Genomic DNA, 25646 nt, shown 5'->3' on the forward strand with positions numbered 1-25646 from the left:
ACATAATTAAACTCCTTAAGAGTCACTTTTGTAAGAGAGGTTTTTGTAATTCAAAAAAATATACCCTATAAAGACAAATACAATCCCAAAATAAAATATAAGATTTTGAGACTTTTCATATAGTTGCTTTGTATTTTTAACATTAGAAATTCCATTAGCAAGAGCTATCTGTTTAATATTTAGCATAGTTAAAGTTGGAATTCCTAAACTTTCATAATACTTTTCTAACTTAGTAGAAACCAAATTTCCACCAATATTTATAAAATACTTTGGATTTGGATATTTTTCATAGTAAGCTATTCTTTTTCCTATGTTGTCGTTTAAATCTTTAAAATCTAATTTTGGAATATCTATCTCATTTAATCTTTCTACTAAGTGCCCTTTCACATCTTCATCAAAATTTAATCCTTTGTCTGCATCTCCACCTAACGTATAAAGTTCTATACTATTTTTTATCATATTTTTAGATTTTAAAAAATTTATCATTTCTAAAAATGTAAACTCTTCGTTATTAGCTCCATACATTGATGAACCTATGGAGTTTATTATAACTCCCCTTAAATTGAGAGTATCTAAGGCTGATATTAAAGACAGATTAAGACCTGGAAATGAGCTCGACATATTTACATATACAACATCATCTTTTTTCAATCCTTTATTTTTCAATTCTTTCACAAAATAAGCTGCAAACTCTGGATTTGTAGATATTCTCTTACTATCTAAGTCTCCTAATGTTGTAGTTATTCCTGTGAACTCCTCTCCTATCAAACCACTTTCTAAAATATCTAATTTCCTATCAATATTAATTGCTCTGTTTATCTTTTCACTGTATATCTCTCTAGAAAGTTTTACCATTAAATTTTTAGCTTCTAACATCTCATCAAAACCTTCATGCTTATCTCCAAACTCCATATCCCCTAAGATTAGACATATTCCAACTAAAATTGCTAATAAATATAATGAATATTTTTTCATATAAAACTCCCACTTATTATAATAATACTTTTTATAACTCCTGTTAATATAAGAAGTGCTGGCAAAGTCTTTTTTACTCCATTTCTATCTAAATCTTGAGCTAAAATTGCAGGTATAAGAAGCCCTATTACCTCTCCTCCAATTAAAATCTCAAAATCTAACTCCCCTATAAATCTTTTAAATAAAAAAGTTATTATAATATATATTGCAAATCTACGTCTTCCATAGATTATGAGATATTTTTCTAAAAACCTTACAACTATTAATACAAAAAATGCAACTAATATTGTTACAACTATTCTTTTGTAGTCATTTGAAAAAAGTGCAAAATAACCAGGAACTATAAGTCCACCAGGAGATAGTTCACTTACTTCATAAAATAAAATACTTAATAATACCCCAATTACAACTATAGTTTCATTCATCTATACCCCTACTTTCAATCTCTTTTAATAACTCTTTTCCTTTCCCACATATATTCCCCACTGCAAAAATAACTGAATCTTCAGCTAAAATATCGAATTGCTCTATGTTTTTCAAAACTTCAACTTTATTCATATTTTTATTAAGTTTTTTATAAAAAATATTTATGCTCTCACCTGAGATAAATATTTTTTCAAATTTTTTCTCATGCTTTTCAACAAAATTTACAAATTGCTCTAATCGACTTAATCTATCTCTTCTATTATTAACCATAAGGTATTTTTTTCTAGTCCATAACTCTTCACTCTCAAAATTTTTTATAATCTTTTCACTAGAATCAGGATCATTGGCTGCTAAAAGATTTATAAAACTTATTTTTTTACCTTGAGAGTTTAGAAATTTTATCTCTTTTAAAACTCCAGAGTCTTTTTTATATTTTTTCATTCTTTTTAATGCTACTTCTCTATCTACACCTAAACATTCACAGACTTTCAAAGCTACTGCTACATTTTCTATAAAGTCTATCTCTTTATACTCATCTTTTAATTCATCCATAAACAAAACTTTAGTTACTTTTAATTCAGCTTTCTCTTTAATTATACCTAAATTTTTCTCCTCTCCAGTTACTAGAACTCCATTTTTAGGCATCATATTACAAAGTGAGTTCGTAATTTTTTCTAAGCTCTCACCCATCTCATCTAAATGATCATATCTTACATTAGTTATCACACCTATGTCTGCTTTTACAATTTTTTCCTCTGATATCTTTTGCAACTCTGGCTTCACAGCCATACATTCTAAAACTAATATATCCGCTTCACACTTTGCAGCTTTTTTTATAGTTTTTATCTGCTCTCTTATATTTGCTTTTCCAATTCTTTTTATATTTTTTTCTTGATTATCAATATCTATATATTTTGGTTCTGTTCCAGTAACCTTAGTAAATACTCTTTTCTTTCCATCTCTTAATCCTGCATCAATAAGTCTAGAAACTGTTGATTTACCTCTTATTCCATTTACATGAATAACTATCTTTATTTTTTTTCTAGCTTTTTCTAAAGATATCTTCTCATAAATTAATTTTATAAAAAATATTCCTATGAAAGTAAAAACAACAGTTTCCATAACTCACCTCTTAATTATTCGTCACTTTATTCAAGTAGTTTCCTATTCCATTCTCTCTTATATCTAAAATTGTGGGAACGTTTTCTATTATAATCTCTTTTTCAGGTTCATTTTCTCCCATCACTTTTATAAGTTCTACAACACTTCCAACATGTCTTGATACTCTTTCGTCAAGAGGATGCCCTTTCTCATCAAATGGTACAAACAAACGACCTAATTTTTGAGCTTTTACATATGTTGGATCAACACCAGTTACAACTAAAGCTTCATTAGTTTTTCCTCTCAATCTACCTTGAGCGGGGTTAGCTGTTTCCATTAAAATTGCATATGTATCTGTAAAATCTCCTAACTCTCTATGAGTTAATCCTCTTAAACTAACAGGAGATGGCTCCAATCCTATTGCCACATCTTCAAACTCTAGATTCATTACTGTATTTGATGCAATTCCCATCGCTCTATCATGAGCAACTATTGCATTTATAACTGGATACTCTGGTGAGGCTTCATGTAAATCTATTGTCATATCTATCTTTTCATTTTTTATCAGTTGAACTATTGCATAAGCAGCTTTTTCTGTAGACGTTCCATCAGGTCTTCCAGGATAAGCTCTATTTATATTTCTAGTTTCATTTCCTGATAACTGCTGTCCAGAACTTGCGTGTATATACACATCTGGATCTGGCCATTGATCTAGTGGATTAGTTGCACGTGAACCATATCTAAACCATCTATCCCCATCTTTAGTTTTAATTGTAAACCTTTGAGGCGATCCCTCTTGAGGGTCATTATGTGTATATCCACTATTATTAGTTCTTGGAATTACATAAACAGTCCCCTTATCTACTTTAGCATTTTCTATAAACAATACTGCACTTAAAAGTCCTGACGGTTCATTTCCATGTGTTCCACCTAAAATAAGTGTAGATCCCCCCTCCTCTTTACCTCTTAAAACATAGATTTCAGTATCCATATTAGTTCCCTTTATATCTGGAAAATACTCACTTAACATCTTTACTTGTGTAACTCCCTCTCCTTTTACAATAGGCTCAGGCTCTCTCATTTTTTTAAACTCTTTCCCTGCTATAAAAGCTATCAATAAAGAACAAGCTAAAAGTATAGCTCCTGTAGTTTTATTTCCTTTCATACAACAATCTCCTCTTTATTTTATCATTAATAATCTCAATATTAAAGGAATTATAACTAACGCCGCATTTAACTGATTAAAAAATCTTTTCTCTTCAAAAAGATTTAATACAACCATAATTAATATATATAGCGTTATTCCTAAATAAATAAACATCATTTTTATCACTCTCCTCTAATATATTATCGAAGCTATCTCTTTAGAGAAAACTATAAACAGGATAGAGTAAACTATAATTACCAAAGCTGGAACAATTGTTTTTTTTAAAACTAATGAATAGTCTTTTAATCCAACTACCTGAGCAGCAAATATTCCCGCTAGAGCTGTTGGTGGCATTAAATCTCCTAATCCAGCTATAAAAGAGATTGATGATGCTGTTATTATCTGATTTTGTGCTAAAAATACCATTAGGAATGGTACTCCTAAAACTGATGCAGCTCCAAAAGATGATACAGCTCCAAATAATGGAATTGTTATTGCCATAGCCACATAGATCATTGCTGGTGGTAAACTTAAACTGTTTACAACTATAAATCCTCTAACTCCAGTAAGAGTCATTACTTGAATAAACATTCCAACTCCCATCAGAATTCCTAAAACTGGCAATGTTTCTTTTATTGCTTCTTTTGAAACAGCTATAAAGTTAACTTTTTTACCACAAAATAAACCAACTAAAGCACTTATTAAAAATATTAAAGGCATTCCTAAATTAAATATAGTTGGCATAACTTTTCCTAAAACCATTAAAACAACACCTAAGATTATTGGTAAATAAAGTTTCCAACCATATCTCTCAATATCTTCTAGATTTATTTTAGATTTTATCTCATCATAATTTATTTTTTTTACATATTTTAATCCCAAATAAAGCACTGTAAAAATAGCTACTGGAATTGTTAGTAAAAGAAGAGGAATTGTAAATCCAACATAAGGCATATCTATTCCTCCACCAATTATCATTGCTGGTACATTTACAGGAGGTGCAATCATTCCTAGTATTCCACCTATTGCAATAATTGTTGCAGTTTCAACAATTGGTATTCCCACTAACATAAGTATTGGAGCTACTATGCTTCCTGCTGTTAATACTGCTGCCGTTGAAGATCCTGTTATCATTCCTGGAAACATACTAACAATCATTAAAAAAATTAGTAGAACCCACGGTGTTGAATGGAACTTTTTTAATATCGATGCACTTAAAGCATTCAACGTTCCAATCTCTTGAATAGTTTTCATAAAAATCATAGCTGTTGCTATTACAAGAATAGTATCAATATATCCAAACATCCCTTCAACTAAGTGTCTCACAGGGATTCCATTACCACTCATTAAAGTTCCTGTTACAGCTGACAAAACCATAGCTATACTCACAGGTAACTTCAGTTTAAAACATGAAAATGTAAAAACTATTATCATTCCTAAAAATATTATCAATTCTTGCGACACTTTTTCCTCCTTTGAATAAGAGCTGCTAAAAATTTTTAGCAGCTCTTCTATCTACTTATTAAAAAATCTCTTTTAGAGGCTCTACTGCTCCACTTATTTTAGGAACAAGAACTAAAGGTATTTTCTTTTCTTCAGCTACTTTTGTAAATAGTTGATCTTTATTTCCATCTTCAACTACAATTAAATAATCACACTCTCCAACAGTTGCGTTTACAAATTTATCAGATAACTCTCCTCTTCTTTGCTCTCCACCAACATGTAATCCGACTATTTTTATTCCTTTGTCTTTAGCAGCCTTTAGTAGTTGCTCAGTTCTAGCTAACTCATCTTCTACTTTTATTCCAGCTGCTCCAAGTCCTTTTGAGCTTCCTCCAATTGCTATTACAACTGTCTTATCTGCTCCCAACTTATCCCCAGTGATATTTTTATCTAAAGTTGCTTCAACTCCAGCTTTTTTTAATAACACACTTACCATTTGTACATCAGCACTTTGCCCTACTGAAGTTAATAACACAGGTTTTTCAAATTTTTCTCCAAAAGCTAGTACTCCTAAAATAAAAAATAACATTGTTGTAAAAAATTTTTTCATATATATCCTCCTCTTTTAAATACCTACAGCTTTTCCATCTCTTCTTGGATCTGCTCCACCTCTTAAAGTTCCATCTTCATTCATTGTAACTCCTTGAACACAAGGATATTCTAACCAATCTCCTTCGGCTACAACTGTATGACCCATATCTTTTAATTTTTTAACTGTTGCTTCTGGAATTCTTGTTTCATAAACTAATTTTTCATAATCATCATGTATTCTTGGTGCATCAATTGCATCTTGAATATCCATATTATGGTCTACAACTTTACTAATAACTTGAGCTACTCCAGTTATTATTCTTGTTGCTCCAGGAGCTCCTAAACTCATTACAGGTTTACCATCTTTTAGTACAATTGTTGGTGACATTGAACTAAGTGGCTTTTTACCTGGTACAACTGAATTGGCTTTACCTTCTCCAGTCACAAAATCATCCATTTCATTATTTAATAATACTCCTGTTCCTTTTGCAACTACACCAGAAGCAAAAACTTCGTTAACGGTTTTCGTAACTGATACAATATTTCCCTCTTTATCAACTATCGAATAGTGTGTTGTATCATCCGATTCATCGTATTTCCATGCATCTCCTTCAACATACTCTTTTGATTTTTTCATATCTATATTATTAGCTAACTCTTTTGCATATTCTTTTGATAAAACTCCATTCATTGGAACTTTTACAAAATCTGTGTCTCCCATGTACTTAGCTCTATCTGCAAAAGCCATTTTTATAGCTTCTGAAAATAAATGATAATATTCTGGAGAATTAATATCCAATTTACCAATATCATAATTTTCTAATATATTCAATATTTGTATAATATGAGCTCCTCCAGAACTAGGTGGAGCAGATGTTACTATCTCATACCCTCTGTATGTTCCTTTAGCAGGCTCTCTCTCAACTATATTATAATCTTTTAAATCTTCTAATGTTAAAACACCACCAGCATTTTGTGCAGATTCAACAATTGCTTGTGCTATCTCTCCTGTATAAAATGCACTATCTCCTTCTTTAGAAATTTTTTCTAATGTTTTAGCTAACTCTTCATTTTTAATTGTATCACCAACTTCATAAGGCAATCCATCTTTTAAATATATTTTAGCTGTTTCAGAATTATTATCAATCACATCGTATTTTTCTTTAATATCTCTATTCATAACTGCAGAAACTTTATATCCATTTTTAGCCATATCAATTGCTGGTTTCATAACTTCTTCTCTTGACATCGTCCCATACTTTTCTAAAGCATATAAAAGTCCTTTAACTTCTCCAGGCGTTCCTATTGATTTTCCACCAACTTCTTTCTCATTTCCAACCACTTTACCATCTTCGCCAATCACCCACATACTTGGTGTTGCATTTTTCGGTGCAATTTCTCTAAAATCTATAAATTTTGTCTCTCCTGTTTTAGCAAGACGGATCATCATGAATCCTCCTCCACCTATGCCCGATGATTGAGGTTCACATACACCTAATGCAAATCCCACAGCTACTGCAGCATCTATAGCATTACCTCCTTTTTTTATTATCTCTGCTCCAATCTTACTTGTTTCGTATTTTCCTGTAGAAACAACTCCCTCTTTTCCTGTAGCATCTCTACCCGTTCTAATTATCTCCCCATTTTCATCATACGGTTTAAATTCTTGTGCTACTTTTACATTTCCTGAAGTATTTGCTTTAATATTCACTTCATTAAATGAAAAAATTGCTAAAACTAGAGCTCCAAATAAATATCTTTTTTTCATACTCTCCCTCCGATTATCTTTTCGTTACTTATTTAATACTATATATAAAACAAATTGTAAATAAAACACCCATTTTTCTCTTTTTTCTCTTTATTCTCACAAAAAAATAAACCCTCTTTGCTGTCAAATACAACAATTTGGGTTTTAATCTCTATTTTAGTTTATACTCCTTTTTAGGTCTTCCAATCTTTCCATAAATATTATTTAAAATAACCTTCTCCTCATCTAAAAGGTAGTTCATATATCTATTTACTGTTTTTGTAGCAACTCCCGTTAAATTGGATATTTCATCCACATCTATATACTCCTTTTTATTACTTAAGCACCCCAAAACTATATTAAGAGTATTTTTATCTATTCCTTTAGGGAGAACCTCTTCATCTTTTAAACGCTTTTTATTATTCAAATGAACATTCACTCTTGAAAAAAGATCAAGCATTTTTATTGGTTTAATAGCAAAATCGTTCGCACCTGCTTCAAAAAAACTTTCTGCTACAATCTCCTTTCCTTCCACTGTTAAAGCGATTATTGATACGTCTTTATCCAATGCTCTTATCAATTTTACACCAACGGCTCCATTAATATATGGCATATTATAATCTATTAAAATTATATCAAACTTTCTATTTTTTAATATCTCTAAAGATTTTTCCACGCTATTAGCAGTTTCTACACTCCATCCCTTATATATAAAAAATTCAGATATTGCAAAACATATCTCCTCTGAATCATCTATAATTAACATATTATTTCCCATATTCATCCCCCTTTAGAATGATATAAATTTTTGTTCCATTTTTTATTTTTTTTACAAAATATATTTTCCCTTCCATATCTTTTATAGTTTTTACAACAAAAGAAAGCCCTTTACCTGAGGAGTTTTTTGTGGATACTCCCTCTTTTACTAACTCATTTATATTATCAATATCAATTCCATCACCACAATCATCAATTTGGATAATTAATCTCTTTTTATAATCTTTAACCATTATATTTACAACTGATGAATTTGCTTCCCAAGAATTAACAATAAGATTTATTATTACCCTCGATAGTAAAATTCTATTTCCTTTTAGCTTATAATCTTTTTTTAAATAATTTTTATAGGTTATTCCCTCGATATTTTTATGAACTGATAAAAAAGAAAAAATAAATCTCATCATCTCTTCAATTACTATTGGCTTCTCAGATTTTACAGATAATATTTCACTAATCATAACATTAGTTTTTTCTATTGAATCTTCCATCTTTTTTAGGTAAAGTTTTTTTCTCTCATCCTCCTCTTGAAGAGTAAGAGTTTCTAATAGAGCTCCCACTGAAAAAATTGGTGTTTTCAAATCATGAACCAATAGTTGAACCTCTTTTAAGTGTCTATTTTCCATCTCTGATCTAGATCTTGCGATTCTTTCCTCTTGTCCTTTAAAAAAATGCAGTAATAAAATTGAAAACAGAGTGAAAAAACTAAAAAAACTAATACAAATTAACGTTACAATTAAATCTGCTTCCATAAAAATTATAGCTTTATTTAAATCTGATGTAATCTCTCCAACACCTAAAAAATTAAAAAATCTACTTACATCTAACCATTGTAATCCCACAATAAAAGATAAAAAAACTAGATATTTTTCTACATACGTTATATTTTTCAAATCAAATTTTATATAATAACAAAACCATAATACCCCTAAAATACTTGTTTTCCCAACAGGAAGTTGAATATCATAAAAAATTTTAATTAAGCTGTAAGCAATTGGAATTATTGGCAGTATCAATAACACCTTTTCAAAATTCCTTTTTCTACCATTTTTTATTATCTCTATTGAATCAAAAAGTAAAAAAATCGCTATATACATTGGTATTGATCTTAATGTATTCATAATAACTAACTTTAACATCCCAATTAAAAGATGTTCTTTATCCCATAACTCCAATGCTTTAGTTATAGAATCATAAATTTTAAAATTTTGATGTGTTAAAAAAATTGGTAATATCATTCCCAAAAAAAGTATTATTAAAACTAATTTGATTTTTTTCTCTTCTAATTTAATCTCCACATACCCACCCCACTTAGTATGCCTTATTATATCATTTTTTTTATTAATAGAACATTTTAATTTAATTAAGTAAAAAAATAAATTTAAAATTAGCTAAAGAAAGTGATGATAGAAAAAATTCAAGTTGATATCCTCAGAGATAAAGAGGAGCAGTTTGAACCAACAGTTATTCTCAACCACTCTACAGATATTTCTTCTCAAAAAAAACCTCCAAGTTAAATAATTTAATATTACCTCAACTTGAAGGTTTACACGAATATTTAATTAAACCCAAAAACCCATTTAAATGAAAAAATTAGAAAATTCATTTTCCGAAATAGGTTTTCCTATAAAGTAACCTTGAACTAAATCTACATTTATTTTTTTTAAAAATTCTAATTCTTCGGAAGTTTCTACTCCTTCAGCTGTTATAATACTATTATTAGTTTTTAAAAAACTAATAATATTTGTATATGTATTTTTTTCTTTTTTTTGATTTATATTTTTTAATAAATTTTTATCAATTTTAACATCATTAATTTGTGCTTTAATAAAATTTTCTCTATTTGAACTTCCAATCGGAAAGTCATCCATTACCACTTTAATCCCTAATTCATTAAGAAATAAAATTGTAGTATTCAAATCATCGTAATCAAAAGTTCCTCTTTCAACTAATTCAATTATTAAATTTTTAGTTCCTTTTAATAGAGATAATTTACTTAAAAACTCATTTTTTAACATTGTTTTAAAGGATATATTTACCGCTAACTTTACATTGGATTTTTTTAAATATTTTTCTACCTTTTTGAGTACTAAAAAATCCAAAAGATGTATTTTATCCATCATCTCTAGTTGTTCTATAATCTCTATAGTAGAAATATTATTTAAAGCAAATCTAGATAAAACTTCGTAGCTTACTATTTTATTTTTTTCTAATGAATAAACTGGTTGAAAAACTATTGATAATATTTTTTCTAGTTCCTCTTCAGAAATTTCACTAAATACTTTTTCTTCAATATTTTTCATACTTCTCTGTTCCCCCCATTTTTATCTTTTAATTTTGAATAGTTATTGTATATGAATTAATAATTGAAGTGTTTTTTCATATTGTCCCGGAGGTGTATTTTTTATACTTTCACCATCTATTACTCCAATAAGCTTTATATTTCTTTTTCTAGAGTCATTACTGTCAATATTTTCCTCACCGAGTATAAATTCTCTAACTAGTAAATTATTAAAATCATCCAGATAAAGAGAACCGCTCTTTGGAATACCTTTATCTATATCTAAAGAATATGTTGCTCTAATATTTCCGTCGTTATAATATAGCTCTATATCAGCTTCACCTATAACATCTTTAGGATTCCCCATCTTATAAATCTTTCCAAAATTTAAGATTCCACTTGATGCCACAAAAAAGTTTGGTGTTTTTACATTAAATTTATACTTTTCAAGAATCTCATTGTTACTATTTTTATAAATCAGATTGAAACTATCCCTTTGATTATTCTCTCTCCAATAGAAAGGATTTATAAGAATATCTCCATTTTTATATTTTGTTATATCTATTTGTGTTCCATTTGTTAAAATTTTTCGCAATACATCAATTAATTTAAATTCACCTTCATGTGTTTCAAGATAAATATTTTCGACACTTTGAGTTGGCTTATAAGGGAAATCTCCATTAATTAAATTTAAATCTAAAACCTCTTTAGGATACACAATTTCACCCTCTTTTAATAAAATACCCATTCCACCAAAAGAGTTATATCTAGAACTTATGACTAAATCAACCTCTCCCTCTTTAAAAGAATCTTTGTCTTCACTATTAGTTTTCAAAGCTATATTATACTTTCGTCTAGTATCACCAGATGCTTCAATATGCTTAAGAGAGATATTAAAAGTCTCTTGCCCTATAATGTCTTTTAAAGATAATAAAGCATTCAAATTATTGTCGTAACTTATATTTAAAGTAGCTTCAGCTCCATTTTTAGTCATCCTTATCTCAATAGGAGTTGTTATATTTCCAGAAGCATCTGTTTTATACTCAGTTGCATTAAGAAGAACAGTTTCATCTGATGAAACTATTTTAATTGTATTTTCAAAATTAAGTCCATATAAAACCCCAGGTTCATAAATTGTAGTTTCAATACCATTTGGGGTGGTTATAGAATCTTTTTTTAAAACTATTTTTGTATCATTTATATATGTTTTTAAAAAGTTTAAAGCTAAATTCTTTGTAAAACTATCTTTTTCAATAATTATATCTTTATAATTGAAATATCGAACTCTATCATTAGCTGACACTTCTGAATTATTAGTAGGAAGATAAACATTCCCGTTGTTAGCAATAAAGCTACTTTTTTGTGAGTGAATCAAAGCTATTTTATTATCAACATCAGTATTAGCTTTTAAAATAATTCTATTTCCACTTATTTCTCTAGCTTTTTCTAGCATAACTTTAGAAAGAGTTAGTTTAATTTCTGATTCTATTTTTTCTTGTAAATCACCCCATTTGTAAGAACCTACTATTATTATTTTGTTCCCTTTATCACTTTTTTGATAACTGTGAGTATTACTAGAATTTGTATATTCACTTATAAAAGTTCTAAAAGAGATTTCTAAAGTTGGATTCTTTTCAAAAGAATATTTAGTAAAAACGATTTCTCTTTTATTTGTATTACTAACTGATTCTCCTTGAACCTCCCACCCTAAATTCTTTCTTTTTCCTAAAGCTATTGCTGGAAATACATGCATATTACTTCCCTGATTAGGTACACTTCCATTTTGCTGTAAACTAACTTTTCCCATGCTCAAATCTAATCCTATATTCTCTATATTAACATTATCGTTGATTATAATCTCTTTTAAATTTGATTTAGCATTAAAATAAGGAAAATGTAAATCTGCTCCTATATTTGTTCCAATTATTTCTAATTTTTCAATTATATTTTCTGTTAATTTAGGTGTTGTTATTGTAACAAGGGGATTTCTTCCATTATAAGAGTAAGAATATGTTTTACCAGCTTCTATAGTTCCTGAAGTTACATTAAATACTAAACTTCCAATTTCATTGGAATTTTGTAGTGAGAATTTATCTCCAACAAAACTTAAATTTCCCTCAATAGTTGAAGTACTAGAAAATAATGTAATTTTTTGGTTAGGTATAGTTATTTTAACTCCTATATTGTCGTTTGTTGATTTTGTAATCTCTTTATCATAGTTCTTTAATTGAAAATCTATAAGAGGAACTCTTTGAGTTCCAGTTTCTATTGATCTTATTAATTTTTTATCTGCAGATGCAGGATTAGGTTGAGCTAAATAAGCAAATATATTAAATGGTTCTATATTAACATTATATTTATCTCTATGTGTTACTCTTCCAGATGAATTTTTATGCTCTAAAATAAGGGTTTCTTCATATTGAGTTGTTTTATTTAAATCCCAAGTTTCTAGACCAATTGCAACTAAACTATTTTTTCCTTTTTTTAATACATAAGAGTACTTATCGTCATTTGATATTCTAATTTCATCTTTTAAAGTTCCATCACTATCTGTTGTAATCGTTTTAATAAAATTAGTTACTCCATCTCTTAAAACTTTTATATCAATCTTATGATATTCATTTATTTTTGAATAACCTTGCCACTCTTGAGTTACTCCACTTATATTAAGAGACTCAGGGTGTTCTAGCGTATAAGGCATATTATTTGGTAATTTTAAACCATTGCTATTAATATCAAAAGTTCCTTTTAAATTTAAATCACTTTTAGGAACTGGATTTTTAAATGTTACAGTAGTCGCATTCTCTTTTATATCATTATTTTTTAAAACATAAACTTTTGGAAAATCTATCTCTTCAAGAATATTTAAGGAGTTAATTTTAAATCCATTTATGTCTCTTTCTCCTTTTATAGCATATATTTTATTAATTTCATCATCTGTTGAAGAGTATGGAATTAACACTTTGTTTTCAGAGAAACGTTGTGAATAAACCCAAAATTTTTCTAAAATTTCCTGAGAAAAATCTATTTTAAAATCTATTTCAACTTTGTTTTTATCTCCTTCTAGCTCTTTATCGTTGTATCCTCCCACTGCTATGTTTCTATTACTCAATTCTCCCTTATTATAAATAAAGAATTTTTTAATATTTTGATATGGTGTTTCTCTTAAGCTTGTTGAAACCTTTATATTTTCTCCTATGTCAAAGCTAGACCAAGGTCTTTTGTCTATAGGATTAAATGGTAAAGTAGTATTCATTTGCCATTTTTCCTTTGAATTTAATGCAATCACAGGAAATACTGTTGAATCCTTTGTTTGCTGAATTATACTTACCTTATTATTAGGATATTCAACTATAAAACTTTCATTTTCTTTTCTAATTATAATGTCATTAATATCTTTATTTATTTTAAAATTATTATTATCTTCACTTGTAAAATAATTTATCTCTAACTTAAAAGATTTTCTTTTATCTTTTGCAAAACGTGTATTAACATTATTTATACCACCATAATTATAATGATTTATATTTAGAATGTATCTACCTTTTTCTGATCCTGATTTGATTTTTATTCTTGGAAATCTATCTACATATTGAATTTCTAGTAACAATTTATTTCCTGATAATAAATCTACTAATTCTATATCAAATGGAATACTATTTCCTGTATTTTCTAAAGTTCTATATATTGAATCATTTAAAGTAAATGTAGATTTATACCATAACGATTTAAAAAATTTATTACTGTCTGATTTTATAATAAAATCAGAAGAAGATTCCATATTTTCTCTAAATTGGATGCTCTTATTTAACATATTATCATTTAAATCTAATAAAATATTTTCATTTTCTAAAGACGGTTTTTTTATAACTATATTTGGATATTTTTCTCCAACAATAGGTATATCTATTGAATTCATATTAGGAGCCTTATATGTTCCATTTGTTTCTGAACCTATTACAAAACTAACTTGTTCTAAATCTTTTGGACTTAATATTATTTCTGATTCTACTCCTTGCCTAAATTCATTTAGTATCTCTTTAAAATTATTATCAACTATTAATCTTCCTTTTAGATCAGCTAATATACTTTTTTCATTTTCTTTTATTTTTCCAATAAATGTTGGTAATTTTTCACTTTCATCTTGTCTTTGAACGATATTTAAATTCTCATTTTTATTTTCAAAAAACATTTGTACTTTAACTGGTACTTGATATTGAGATTCAAATCTTGCTTCTACTTTTTTTCTAGGTGATAGAGGTATTGATGAATAAAATTCCCATCCATTATCTCCACTCTGGTTTCCCAAAGCTAAACTAGGAAAGCTACTATTATTATTAATTTTCATTTCTAAACTTCCAAAATTAACATTATTTATTGGATTTGTTTCTAGACTCTCACTATCCTCAATTTCATAACTCTTTAAATTTGAAATTCTACTAATTTTTGTACTTGCTGGATAGATATTCAAAATGTGTTCTTTCACTTTATTTCTTTGTGTATGAGTTATATAAATTCTATTCACTTTATCTGAAATTATTTTAGGATAAAAAATCCCAATATTTTTACCATTACAAAAGAAGAATAAACTAAATGCATCATAAATATTATTATTAATTTGAATATCTAATCTTCTATATGCACCGTAAATTGAATCTGAGTCTTGATGACCCATATCATAAATATTGCTTATATTTACTCCATCTATTTTAATAGTACTGTGTATGTTTGAACAATTATCTTGTTTAAAACTTGTTATAAAACCTTCACTAAAATTGTGTTTCTTTACAATTATAGCTGGATTGTCATTAGAATTTAATATAGCTCCATTTTCATCGAAGATAATATTATTATTTGTAGCTCCTGTTAAATATAAACTTACCTCTTTTTCTTCTTTTTCATATAAATCTCCAATATTTAATATATGTTCTTTTATATCTCCTGCATTATTTGTATGAGTTATATAAAATCTATATCTATTTCCAGTTTCTGGGAGCTGGCTCATATACAGATGCAGTACTGCTTCTTCTGGATTTGGATTGCAATAATACCTTAATACTATAATAGCTCCATCGATAGTTTTTATAGTAGCATCTAAATATAAACCATTATCAGTTCTTAAGTCATAATTTACAGTTTCTATACTTGGACTACTTATTTTTAAAATATTTTTATCGTGAGAATGATTACCGTCACAATAATATCTAAAACCTTCTATAAAGCCATCTTGAAAATTATGTTTTTTTACTTCTGCTTCTCCTTCAATTATATTTCCATTTTTATCAAATCCTAACCATGTTTGATATCCATTTATATATGAAATTGTAACTTCTTTTTTTTCAACAATATTTTTCATATCATATTCTTGAATATTCAATATTTGTTCTTTAAATAATTTATTATTTGAATCTTTATGCTCTAATCTTATTTTATATTTTGATTTGGGTATTAATTTTCCTCCTACATTAAACTCAAAATGTCCATCAGGAGAAAAAACTAAGCATATATCCATTTCATTATCAAACTTTAAAACTCCTTTTAGTATTCCTTCTTGATAAGTAAGTTCAACTGATTTACCTGTATTTTCTTCTGTAGCAAGAATCCTTGGGACTTGTAAATTAGACACAAAAGGCATTGTTTTTATAAAATTACCTGTTATCTTTTCAACAGTTAAATTGTTACTATCTCCAAAAGTTATATTTCCATTTAAATCAAACTTATACCAATCATAAATATAATTATTTTTATACTTTAATGTTACTTCAGCTTTTTCAATAAACTCATTATTTATATTTAAAATGTCCTCCATAATAACATTTCCATTTGAACTATTTGAATCTCTATGAATTAATTTATATCTATAGCTTTTTGTATTATCAAGAGTTTTCATATTTAAACGTAATTCTCCTGCATTTCTTAAAAAAGTAATTTTTACATCAGGCATATCCAAAATTGCAAAATCGTCTATTGATGTTCTTCCTGCTGAAACTGCTATTCCTATAGGATTTCCAGCCACATCTATCTGTTGGGCTGTTATATATGTTTCTCCTCCTTTTCCAGTTACAAATTCTCCATTTAAACTTTGGAGTGTAATACCCAGTACAGATCTATTAGGTAATCCTTTAGTGTCAAAATCTGACTGTACATTATCATAGCCTTTTAAATACGTCACTGTTGCTTCTCTTCTTTTTATTGGTTGTAAACTTTGGCTATTAATTATTAGAGTATGTTCTTTTGTTTGGTTTCCAGATGTATGAGTTATTCTAAAAGTATAGCTTCTTGATCCAGTAGAATTTATTTGTTGTAACCTTAACTTAAGAGAGCCATCTGCATTATACATAAATGCAAAACCTTCATGGTTAGGATCATGAAAATAAATTTGCATATCTTTTGGCTGATTTAAAAATTTTTTATCACTAATAGTAGTAAGAGCATTCCCATTAGTATTAATGTAAGATATTGTTATGGTTGTCTCTTCAGAAAAAGAGTTTATAAATCCTCCATTTTTTATAATTTCAACTTCATTTTGAGGAATTTCTGAATTTATTAAGCCTCCTTCTAAATTAAAAGCTAGCGTTTTACCCTCATATGTTTTTATCTCATTTTTTAAATTAATTGTCACAGTTTTAGTTTCTATTACAGCTTTTTCATCTGCTAGAAATGCTCTCTCAATATTAGCATTGTAAACTTTTATAACTTGATTATTTTCTTGAATAGATATATAAAGTTTTTGAGGTTCATTTTCATATGGGATTTTTAAAACTTTCTTTCCTTCATATTCCGTTACCTCATAATTCATAATTTGTGAAGCACTTCTATTTCTACCTTTACTTCTTCCATTTACTTCACTACTACCTTGAACATCTTCACTTACTATTAAATTATACTTTTTTTCTAAATCCTCAGCATTTTTAACTCCTCTAAGAGCTTGCTCTCTTTTTTTGGAGAAATCTACATAGATATTTTTATTTTTTCTATCTATATACACCTCTTCTAAAGGTTCACTATTTATTTTTGTAACCTCTATATTTAATTCTGCTGGCTTTGTTCTCCTAGGAAGTGACTCGATTCTTTCTAATTCTGGTGCTATTTTTTCTGGTAAATCTGGTGTATTTCCCCTTACAATAAGTGAAGAGAATAAAAAAGAAAAAAATACAATAAAAAAGAGCTTGTGAAAGCTCCTTAACTTTTTGTTCATAGATCTCCCCCTATAGTTTCATTTATCATTTCATCTGGAAATATTGGTAAAATTTGTGGTTTATTCTCCCCTTCAGGAATTGGTGTTGGCTCTACTGGTTTTGTATTTATATTTACTAGTGAATAAACTCCCATAATTATGGGTAGTTGCCCAACATACTCTCCCTCTATAACCTCAATACTTTCACCCCTATCTAGCTCACGTCTATCTAAAATAGCATAAAACTTAACTAACTCTCTCTCATTTTCCAGTAGTATTTCATTTTGTTTTCTATCCATTCCCACTCTTTCAACTTTTATCCATTTCTTTCTATTTGTCATATTAACAAAATTTGGAAATTTAAAGGTAATTCTCTTTCCTAAATCTTTTTCTTTGTCAGTTGTATAAATCTCCACATGAGATACAGCTACAACTTGGTTAGGACCAACCTCTGTATGATTTATATCTCGAAACCTAAGAGGTTCAACTATTTTTACTTTTATCTCACTAAAACTTATTGAAAAGATAGTCATAAAAACTATCAGAACTATATTTTTTCTCATGACTACCTCCTCTCATTTAATTCAACAGTTATATAGACCTTTTTCTTATGCACACCCTCTCTAGATATATTTTTACCATCTATAAATAGATAGTTATCAGTAACTAACTTTTTATTTATATATTTTGGAGAGTATATAAATGTGTCTAAAGTACCATCCCCATCTATATCTATCTCTGTTTCACTATAATTTAAAATATAAAAATTTTGCTTATCAGGCTCTTTATTCATCTCTAGTTCAAATGGGATTGTTACCTGCTCATCGTCTATAATAAGTGCTTTTATATCTACATCTGTTATAATCTCTAGAGGTACAACTGCTTTAACTTTCGTATCTAAATGTATTGTATACGAATCTTCTAACTTCCATTTTACTTCTTCTCCAGTTCCGTCTGTTGTAGACTCTTCACTAGGTAAAGCTGGAATAAGAGGTATAGCTGGTAAAAGATTTGGCTGGCTCTCATAATCCTCTGGTAGAAGAGGCAAGGTAGTTGGCATATGAACTAACTCACTTGCTAACATACTACAACTTAGAAGGGCTAGTATTAGAGCTAATAACTTTTTCATACTTTCCTCCCTCACTTAAGAATATCTGCTTAAGTGTTAATCTATCTCTATCTAAGTGGATAATAAACCGATTCTCTCTATCATCATAGTACCCCAACACTACGTTTTCAGCGATTTTTTTTGCTTTATTATCCACACCTATATATTCAATTTGTAACATATACTTTCTAGCATATAATCCACTAACTTCAAATGTTCCGTCATTTTCAGGATTTAAATACTCTATTAATTTTCCTTTCTCATCTAAAACTTTAATAAGTATATTTTCAAATAGCCCTTCTTTTTCTTGATCTTTTAGATTTAAACTTTTATCCACTTGAATCTCACCAACTATAGTAACCATTGGTTTTATAGGAATGTGAGCAGTTACTGTTCCAACTTGTTGACCTAGTATTTTTATCTTTGTATCTCCAATTGTATATGATGGTTTTCTAATAGTTGGTTTCATATCATAAACTATTTTATTTGGAACTCCAAAGAACATAGCCTCTCCATTTTCATCTGTATCTATCTCTTGGTCTCCAATTTTTACAGCTACATAGTCCACTCTTTCTTCATCAGTATCCATAACTCCATTGTCATTTTTATCTAGAAAAGTTACAACTTTAACTCTAGTGCTATCAATACTTTCTAATGGTTTTTTAATATTTTTCAAATCCATAACTCTATTTATACCAGCAGAGTATCTTTGAGCACCAGTTTCATCAAAGTTAACTTCACCTCTAAGCCAGTTATCATAATCTAAAGTAAATCTAAATGTAAACTTCTCTTTATATGAATCTGAATATCCAAACTCAAATGAGTAATCAAGTATGCTAAAGATATTTTTATTTGTTAATCTTAAAGTTGTTTCTAAATCCTTTCCATCCTCTAGCCAGTAGTTTGTAAGTTGTACGTTATATTTTTTTAATCCATTGTAATACATATTAACTTCATAACTATCCTCTTGGTTTAAAGATTTGTTGTAATCTAGAGAAAGTAAAAAATCTTTCCAACCTTTGCTAATATTTAACCCAACACTTTCATCATTACGATTATTTTGCTCAATATTATATTTTGTCTTACTCCATTCATAGTTAATTTGGAAAATTCCTGTTGGATTATATGTTATAGAGTAACTTTCATCTGATTTCTCATCAAAATACTTTCCATAGTGTGCTCTATCAACTATAAATCTAAAATCTTTTATATCAATTTGGAATGTTCCATCATATGAATATCTATCTTTGTTACTAACTCCCTCGTCATTAACTACACTTGTATTTAGTGCTCGCTCTGTTCCAAGTACCAAAGTATAAGGGAATCTATAGATATAGTTACTGTATACAACCTCTCCTCTAATATGTTCTAAATACTCAATTCGATTATCTCCAACATCCTCAGGTTCATGTACATATCCTAATCCTAAAGTTAGGTTTTGAGTGATACCATGATATAGATTAGCATTTATTGAATATCTATCATATTGATCCACTTCACGAAAAGAGATATCATACTCTGTCTCTCCTTTGTTTTGTTGGAAGTAATTTGCAGCAGTATCTATGTCTATTGTGTATATTCTTCCATCTGGTTGATAAACTCTTAAAGTATAACGTCTGTTCTCTTGAATCTCTGAGTTATCAAACTCCACTGTTCCATCAACAGCATCTTTAACTTCAATTGGAAATCCTAAGTATAACAGTTCTACTCTACTTCCAATAGGTACAGTTTCTTGAATTACATAATTTTTACCTTTAATGTAATATCCACGCTCTTTTCTAAAGCTTGCTGCCCACTCTCTAACTCCTCCGCTACCATTATTTTCAAGTTTTAAAGAGTGATTTTTATAGACATCAGGATAGTATAAGCTTGTATTTCCTAAATTATTATTTCTCACATCATAAGCTGTTGTGAACTCTCCGTAAAGCAGTGGTCCTTGATATTCTAAATTTCCTGTCCAATCAGTTTCCGTTTTTCTATCACTAGAATCTTTTCCAGCTTTATTTAAAACTCCTTGAAAATCAAAACGCATATATCCCACATCAAATAGAGTACGCTCACTTGTAAACATAAGCTCTCCAGCATTTTTAGCATCAATTAATCCATCTTTAACATTTGCTAAATATGCCTCTATCTCTGCTGACGTTTCAAAGCTAAGTCTCATTGAAACACTAGATTTCTCTTGATCTATATGGAGTTCTCTTAAAAATAACTCTTTAATTTTTTCACTCTCTACAAAGAAATCACTTTGCTCAACTACAACATAGGAATCACTAGGTTTTAGTTCAACCTCTTTAACATCTGTTCCTAAAGTTGCTTTTAAAATCTCACTTTGTATTGTATAGTCTTTAAATCCTATTGCATTAAATAGACTTATAACAGGAAGGTATATTTTATTGTCTTGAATTATAATGGGATATACATCACTAACTTTTGCACCGTTAACTTTTAAACTGAAAAAGTCTTCTCTTTCTTGAACTCCTTGAAGTTCATTAGAAAAAATTTCATACTCTTCCTCTGTTATCATATTCAAACGTTTTAATTCATTTAGTTCTTCTAAAGTAAATTCTGCTGAATATGTTAGTAACGAAAAACATATAAATGCTAGTAAATATATGTTTAATCTTAATTTCAAGACTACACCCCCCTTTTTTTAGCTATTTTATTTTTTCTTCATACAAGACTTTTTTGCTTAGAGAATCTTTAATTATCAATGTATTATATTTGGAAAAATTTTTTATTAAATCTTTATCATGTTTTACTAATTTTTGATTTAGTTTTAATGCTTTAATTTTTTCATTTTTTAGTAGCCTTAGATTACCAATATAAGCTGGATTTTTCCCCTTATTTTCAGCTAAATAGAAATCTAATGTTCCTCTTCTTTCTCCAACATTAGCAATCAATCCATAAAAATTAAGATTATTTTCTTTTAGAGTAACCGAAAAATCTTTTAAAAATATTTTAGGATTTAAATCTCCAACATATCCTGCTAAATCCATTTTTAGATGTGTTAAAATTTGAACTGTAGAATTTTCTTTTGAATTTAGTTTAGGCAGTGCTATCTCTTTTACACCAACTGTAACTAAGTATTCACCTTTCGGTGCACCTTTTGGTGCTTTTATAAAAATTTTAAATTTTCCACTACGCCCTGGTTTTAAAGTAACTGTTGTAGGAAATATCTCTATCCAGTTTTTCATAGATTTTTCTATTCCTTCATCAGTTAGATAAAGTTGATATTTTAAGGTGTTTTGAGTTGGATTATATAAAGTGTACTCCTGAACCTCTCCTTTACCATCTATTTTTTTATCAAAAGTAACAGGATTTATATTTACATATCCAAAGATATTTACTACTAAAAGGAAAAAAAGAATAAAAATGTTTTTCATAAAACTGCCCCCATGTTTTAATTTAGTGTATAATTCTCTTAAAAAAAGAGAGAATAGAGCTTCTCTCTAAGTTTAAAGGAATTATTATTTTCCTGATCCTGCTGCTTCATAAGTTACTGTTAATGTTGGCATAGCATCTGTAGAAACTTTATTGTCATAAGCTCCTGATCCTGCTGTTGTTGGAACTGAACCTGCTGCTATTGTAGATGTTATTGTTCCTAGATGCTCTCCTCCTGAAAGTGGTGCTTTATATTCGTAAGAATCTACTCCAATATTAGGAGCATTCGTATCTCCAGTCCCATTTACAAGTCTTAAATTAGAAGTTATTTGATTTGCAGGAATTGCTGCTGATCCAACTTTTGTTAAAGTTGTAGTTGTCTTATTTAATGCGATAGTTACATTACCATTATTTTTTGTATCAACTGCTCCATCCGTACCAGTCACTTTAACTTTGAAATTTTTAGCTATTACTGAATCTCCTTTGTCACTTCCTCCAACAATTTTATGATCTAATAAAAGTTCATCTAATATTGTTCCTGCCTCATCTGTTATAACTAGTGCATTAGCTGGCTTTACAACCTCTGCTATTACTCTTACTGGTACTGATGCTCCATTTTCTTTATCTCCTGGGTTTGCTGCAAACGCCGCCATTGATAATGCTATGATTCCGAATAAAACTTTTTTCATTTTGTTTCCTCCCATATGTATTTTTTTTATTTATGTTCCCTAATATATATCAAGTTTTTTGATATTAAAGTTTTTTCTTAGTTATCTCTTCATATGTTGATGAATCTCTAAGTCTAATTCCAGATATATCACTCTTTTTCATTTTTTTCATAGTTAGAACTACATCCTGTGTTGCTTCAACTCCTATTCTTCCTTTTTCCAATGTTTCATATCCATCGTTATTACCAATGATATCTATGTTATACCAAATACCTCTTTTAGAAGTATTATTTTTAACATTAAAAGAGATTACTGTTTCCTTCTCTTTATTTTCACTTATTTTTAAGTTACTTATTTCTAATTTTGGTTTTAAATCCCCCACATAGGCTACAATTTCCAAATTAACATTTAATGCCATACGTGCTGCTGCTGCAACATTTTTTCCATCATCTTTTGCTAATTCTGGTACAGGAACTGATTTAAAGTTTAAAAATGTTGAGTATTCTCCCTCTGAAGTTCCTTTAGGTGCTTTTATATAAACTTTTAAAGTGCTCTCACTTCTTGGTTTAATTGTTATTATTTTAGGACTAAACTCAATCCATTTATCCATATGTCCTTTATACTCACCTGTTCCAGGTAGTGGTACTATTTTAAATCTTTGTGTTTTTGTGCTGTTGTTATACATTGTAAATTCTTGGTAGCCTCCCCCACCATCTATACGTTTTTCAAAAAATGTTGGTGTAATATGAAATGGAAATGTTATAGAAAAAATTAGTAAAAACATTAAAATAATTTGATAAATTTTCCTCATTTGTCCCCCCTAGACTATTTTGTAATTTAAAAAACATTGTATTTTCCCATCCTTTTTTTAGTAAAAAAAGACGATTTTTAGACTAAAATTTATGGAAATAAAAAAGCACTTAGCTTTTGTATTTATAATTACAAAAGTTAAGTGCAACTGGCTGCCATTTTAAAGGCCCTATAGCTTTGCGTCCTTCAGTTTCCTAAAGTTTGCCGTATTGAAATGCTATTATATATTATTTTTTTTATTTTTTCAATTAGAAATTTTTTTATTTTTTTTTAAAAAAACTTCTATAATACCAATAAAGTTTTTTATTTCAAACCATTTCAACTTTTATTAGTACACAATATTGTAGTCAAATTAATATACAAAACCTAACTTATTTTTCCTTTTTTTTGAAAAAAAGAAACAAATAAAAAAATTAATAATATTTTTGAAATTGCTAAATATATTGGACGATATCTCGCGCGTCCTGCAATAGCTGAATATAGGATTACTGATATTACGGACTCCTCTGTTACATTTTGGTATCAAAAACCTGACTCTCCAAAGAAAATATTTCTAACTCTTCCCATGACTCAATTTATTGGAAGATTATTAGCACATATTCCACCTAAAAACTTTAAAATGATTAGAAGATTTGGGCTATATTCTAGAAGATATAAAAATAAAAAACCCAAGAAAATTAAGCTTTTTAAAGGCAAAATTTCTTGGGCTGAACGTATTTTTAAAACCTTTAAGACGAATCCATTAATTTGCCCTAAATGTAACTCTAATCTTGTTCTTTTAGAAATATTCCATATTAAATATGGTGTAATATTTCCTAAAACTGGTTTTTCTTAATACGTTAACTCAAATAACTATTCACCCGCACAACACCTGCGGTATTTTGTGGTATTCACAACTTTGAGCTTTCGCATTATTATACTATTTTTTTTGTCTTATCTCAAATTTTTCAGTATTTTTTTGCCTAAATTTTTTCTATAATTTCCTTATATAATAAAAAAGCATTCTTTTAATTTAATAAAAGAATGCTTTCTATATTCAATTATTTATTTACTCTATTAACTCTCAGAGCATTAAATTTATTTTTGTAACTCTCTTTTTATCATTATTTCTAATAATTTTGAATAATCAAACTCATAAGTTTTGCAAATTTCTTTTCCTAAATATTCGTATAACGAAAGAAGTTCTTTTACATCTGTTCCATCAATTTCAGTTACGATTTCTTCATCGTCCAACATAATACTTAATTTCATTCCCCTTAGCTTATTAAATTAACTATTACAAATAATCTACTAAATTAAATATTAAATTATTTTTTTATTTCTAATAAATTATATATTATTTTTTATTTTTTTTCAATCATAATTGCTAAAGGAACTATTCCCTATTCTAAACTACAATCTATCGTCTCTAACACTAACAAGTTTCTAACTAACTACTAAACAAATAAGAAAATATTATTCTAAAAAGGATATATATAAAAAGAAAGTAAAAATAAATAGAAATACTAAATGAGGTGAATCTTATGATAAGAGCTTTTAAATTAATGTTTTGGTTTTTATTTATCCCTTTGCTTAAAATGATACCAACAGACACCAAAGAATTTTTAAAAAATCCTAAAAATAAAGATATAATTTATCCTGATGAAACTCTTTATTCAGCTTACAATAATTCATTTAATTCTTTTTTAATAACTAACACTAGAATAGTTAGTGTTTTTAAATTAAGAAATAGAATAAATATATTTTCAGTTCCACTTTTCCAACTAGGAACTTTATGTACTTACAGCTTTAAACCTCTTAATTTAAAAATGATATGTATAACCTCTTCTCCTGGGTATAACTTTTACTGGTTTTTCAAATATGGTGTGAATATGGAAAATCTTTCTAATGAAATCTCAAAAGTTGTTGCAGATGTTCAAATTAGTGGCGGGTCTAAATTACAAAAAATATTTTAAATACTGAAAAAATTAAAGGGCATGTTTGTAATAAAAACTACAAACATGCCCTCATT

The 25646-nt window shown here is 28.2% G+C and carries 21 protein-coding genes and 1 riboswitch; of the genes, 2 read left to right on the plus strand and 19 right to left on the minus strand.

Annotated features, from left to right (window positions below; all coding sequences use genetic code 11):
• Positions 1–15: 15 nt before the first annotated feature.
• The 18 genes from pgsW to H5J23_RS12065 all read right to left on the minus strand — a co-directional run bounded on the left by pgsW (position 16) and on the right by H5J23_RS12065 (position 23636).
• The gene (gene pgsW / locus H5J23_RS11980) at positions 16–975 is read right to left on the minus strand and encodes a poly-gamma-glutamate system protein (protein WP_185892459.1); all 960 of its coding nucleotides are present in this window, start codon (positions 973–975) and stop codon (positions 16–18) included.
• Positions 972–1400, minus strand: a complete 429-nt coding sequence (gene pgsC, locus H5J23_RS11985; RefSeq protein WP_185892461.1) for a poly-gamma-glutamate biosynthesis protein PgsC — start codon at positions 1398–1400, stop codon at positions 972–974. The genes pgsW and pgsC overlap by 4 nt, the downstream gene beginning before the upstream one ends.
• Positions 1393–2523 carry a poly-gamma-glutamate synthase PgsB gene (gene pgsB, locus H5J23_RS11990; RefSeq protein ID WP_185892463.1) on the minus strand — a complete coding sequence of 377 codons (1131 nt, stop codon included), beginning with the start codon at positions 2521–2523 and terminating at the stop codon, positions 1393–1395. The genes pgsC and pgsB overlap by 8 nt, the downstream gene beginning before the upstream one ends.
• Positions 2524–2533: 10 nt before the next feature.
• Positions 2534–3667 carry a succinylglutamate desuccinylase gene (locus H5J23_RS11995; RefSeq protein WP_185892464.1) on the minus strand — a complete coding sequence of 378 codons (1134 nt, stop codon included), beginning with the start codon at positions 3665–3667 and terminating at the stop codon, positions 2534–2536.
• A gap of 15 nt (positions 3668–3682) precedes the next feature.
• A complete protein-coding gene (locus H5J23_RS12000) occupies positions 3683–3826 on the minus strand; it encodes a hypothetical protein (protein ID WP_023050537.1) in 144 nt (47 codons plus the stop codon).
• Positions 3827–3841: 15 nt separating this feature from the next.
• Positions 3842–5113, minus strand: coding sequence for a TRAP transporter large permease subunit (locus H5J23_RS12005; protein WP_185892467.1), 1272 nt, complete (start codon positions 5111–5113; stop codon positions 3842–3844).
• A 58-nt stretch (positions 5114–5171) separates the two neighbouring features.
• Entirely contained in the window at positions 5172–5702 is a 531-nt protein-coding gene (locus H5J23_RS12010) for a DUF6305 family protein (protein WP_023050535.1), read from the minus strand.
• A 15-nt stretch (positions 5703–5717) separates the two neighbouring features.
• The gene (gene ggt / locus H5J23_RS12015; RefSeq protein ID WP_185892469.1) at positions 5718–7451 is read right to left on the minus strand and encodes a gamma-glutamyltransferase; all 1734 of its coding nucleotides are present in this window, start codon (positions 7449–7451) and stop codon (positions 5718–5720) included.
• A 151-nt stretch (positions 7452–7602) separates the two neighbouring features.
• The gene (locus H5J23_RS12020; RefSeq protein ID WP_185892471.1) at positions 7603–8208 is read right to left on the minus strand and encodes a response regulator; all 606 of its coding nucleotides are present in this window, start codon (positions 8206–8208) and stop codon (positions 7603–7605) included.
• The gene (locus H5J23_RS14345; RefSeq protein ID WP_185892473.1) at positions 8198–9505 is read right to left on the minus strand and encodes an ATP-binding protein; all 1308 of its coding nucleotides are present in this window, start codon (positions 9503–9505) and stop codon (positions 8198–8200) included. Before H5J23_RS14345 ends, H5J23_RS12020 begins: the two co-directional genes overlap by 11 nt.
• 282 nt (positions 9506–9787) lie before the next feature.
• Positions 9788–10510 (minus strand): EAL domain-containing protein, encoded by a 723-nt coding sequence (locus H5J23_RS12030; protein ID WP_185892475.1) that lies wholly within the window; start codon positions 10508–10510, stop codon positions 9788–9790.
• A gap of 42 nt (positions 10511–10552) precedes the next feature.
• On the minus strand, positions 10553–17686 hold the full coding sequence (locus H5J23_RS12035; protein WP_185892477.1) for a hypothetical protein: 7134 nt from the start codon (positions 17684–17686) through the stop codon (positions 10553–10555).
• Positions 17683–18228, minus strand: coding sequence for a hypothetical protein (locus H5J23_RS12040; RefSeq protein ID WP_185892479.1), 546 nt, complete (start codon positions 18226–18228; stop codon positions 17683–17685). Before H5J23_RS12040 ends, H5J23_RS12035 begins: the two co-directional genes overlap by 4 nt.
• A gap of 2 nt (positions 18229–18230) precedes the next feature.
• Positions 18231–18794, minus strand: coding sequence for a hypothetical protein (locus tag H5J23_RS12045; protein WP_185892480.1), 564 nt, complete (start codon positions 18792–18794; stop codon positions 18231–18233).
• A complete protein-coding gene (locus tag H5J23_RS12050) occupies positions 18751–21408 on the minus strand; it encodes a hypothetical protein (protein ID WP_185892482.1) in 2658 nt (885 codons plus the stop codon). The genes H5J23_RS12045 and H5J23_RS12050 overlap by 44 nt, the downstream gene beginning before the upstream one ends.
• 22 nt (positions 21409–21430) lie before the next feature.
• Positions 21431–22159 (minus strand): hypothetical protein, encoded by a 729-nt coding sequence (locus H5J23_RS12055; RefSeq protein ID WP_185892484.1) that lies wholly within the window; start codon positions 22157–22159, stop codon positions 21431–21433.
• Between the two features lie 84 nt (positions 22160–22243).
• Positions 22244–22846: a hypothetical protein gene (locus H5J23_RS12060; protein ID WP_185892486.1), complete on the minus strand. Its 603-nt coding sequence runs from the start codon at positions 22844–22846 to the stop codon at positions 22244–22246.
• Between the two features lie 64 nt (positions 22847–22910).
• On the minus strand, positions 22911–23636 hold the full coding sequence (locus H5J23_RS12065; protein ID WP_185892488.1) for a hypothetical protein: 726 nt from the start codon (positions 23634–23636) through the stop codon (positions 22911–22913).
• Between the two features lie 139 nt (positions 23637–23775).
• A riboswitch (cyclic di-GMP riboswitch) is annotated at positions 23776–23851 on the minus strand.
• A gap of 196 nt (positions 23852–24047) precedes the next feature.
• Between H5J23_RS12065 and H5J23_RS14350 the strand changes: the two genes are divergently transcribed.
• On the plus strand, positions 24048–24470 hold the full coding sequence (locus tag H5J23_RS14350; protein ID WP_185892835.1) for a transposase: 423 nt from the start codon (positions 24048–24050) through the stop codon (positions 24468–24470).
• A gap of 242 nt (positions 24471–24712) precedes the next feature.
• Here the strand turns inward: H5J23_RS14350 and H5J23_RS12075 are convergent, their stop codons facing one another.
• The gene (locus tag H5J23_RS12075) at positions 24713–24886 is read right to left on the minus strand and encodes a hypothetical protein (RefSeq protein ID WP_185892490.1); all 174 of its coding nucleotides are present in this window, start codon (positions 24884–24886) and stop codon (positions 24713–24715) included.
• A gap of 272 nt (positions 24887–25158) precedes the next feature.
• Between H5J23_RS12075 and H5J23_RS12080 the strand changes: the two genes are divergently transcribed.
• Positions 25159–25590: a hypothetical protein gene (locus H5J23_RS12080; protein WP_185892492.1), complete on the plus strand. Its 432-nt coding sequence runs from the start codon at positions 25159–25161 to the stop codon at positions 25588–25590.
• The last annotated feature ends 56 nt before the right edge of the window (positions 25591–25646 follow it).

It is taken from the genome of Cetobacterium sp. 2G large (assembly GCF_014250655.1).
GTDB lineage: Bacteria > Fusobacteriota > Fusobacteriia > Fusobacteriales > Fusobacteriaceae > Cetobacterium_A > Cetobacterium_A somerae.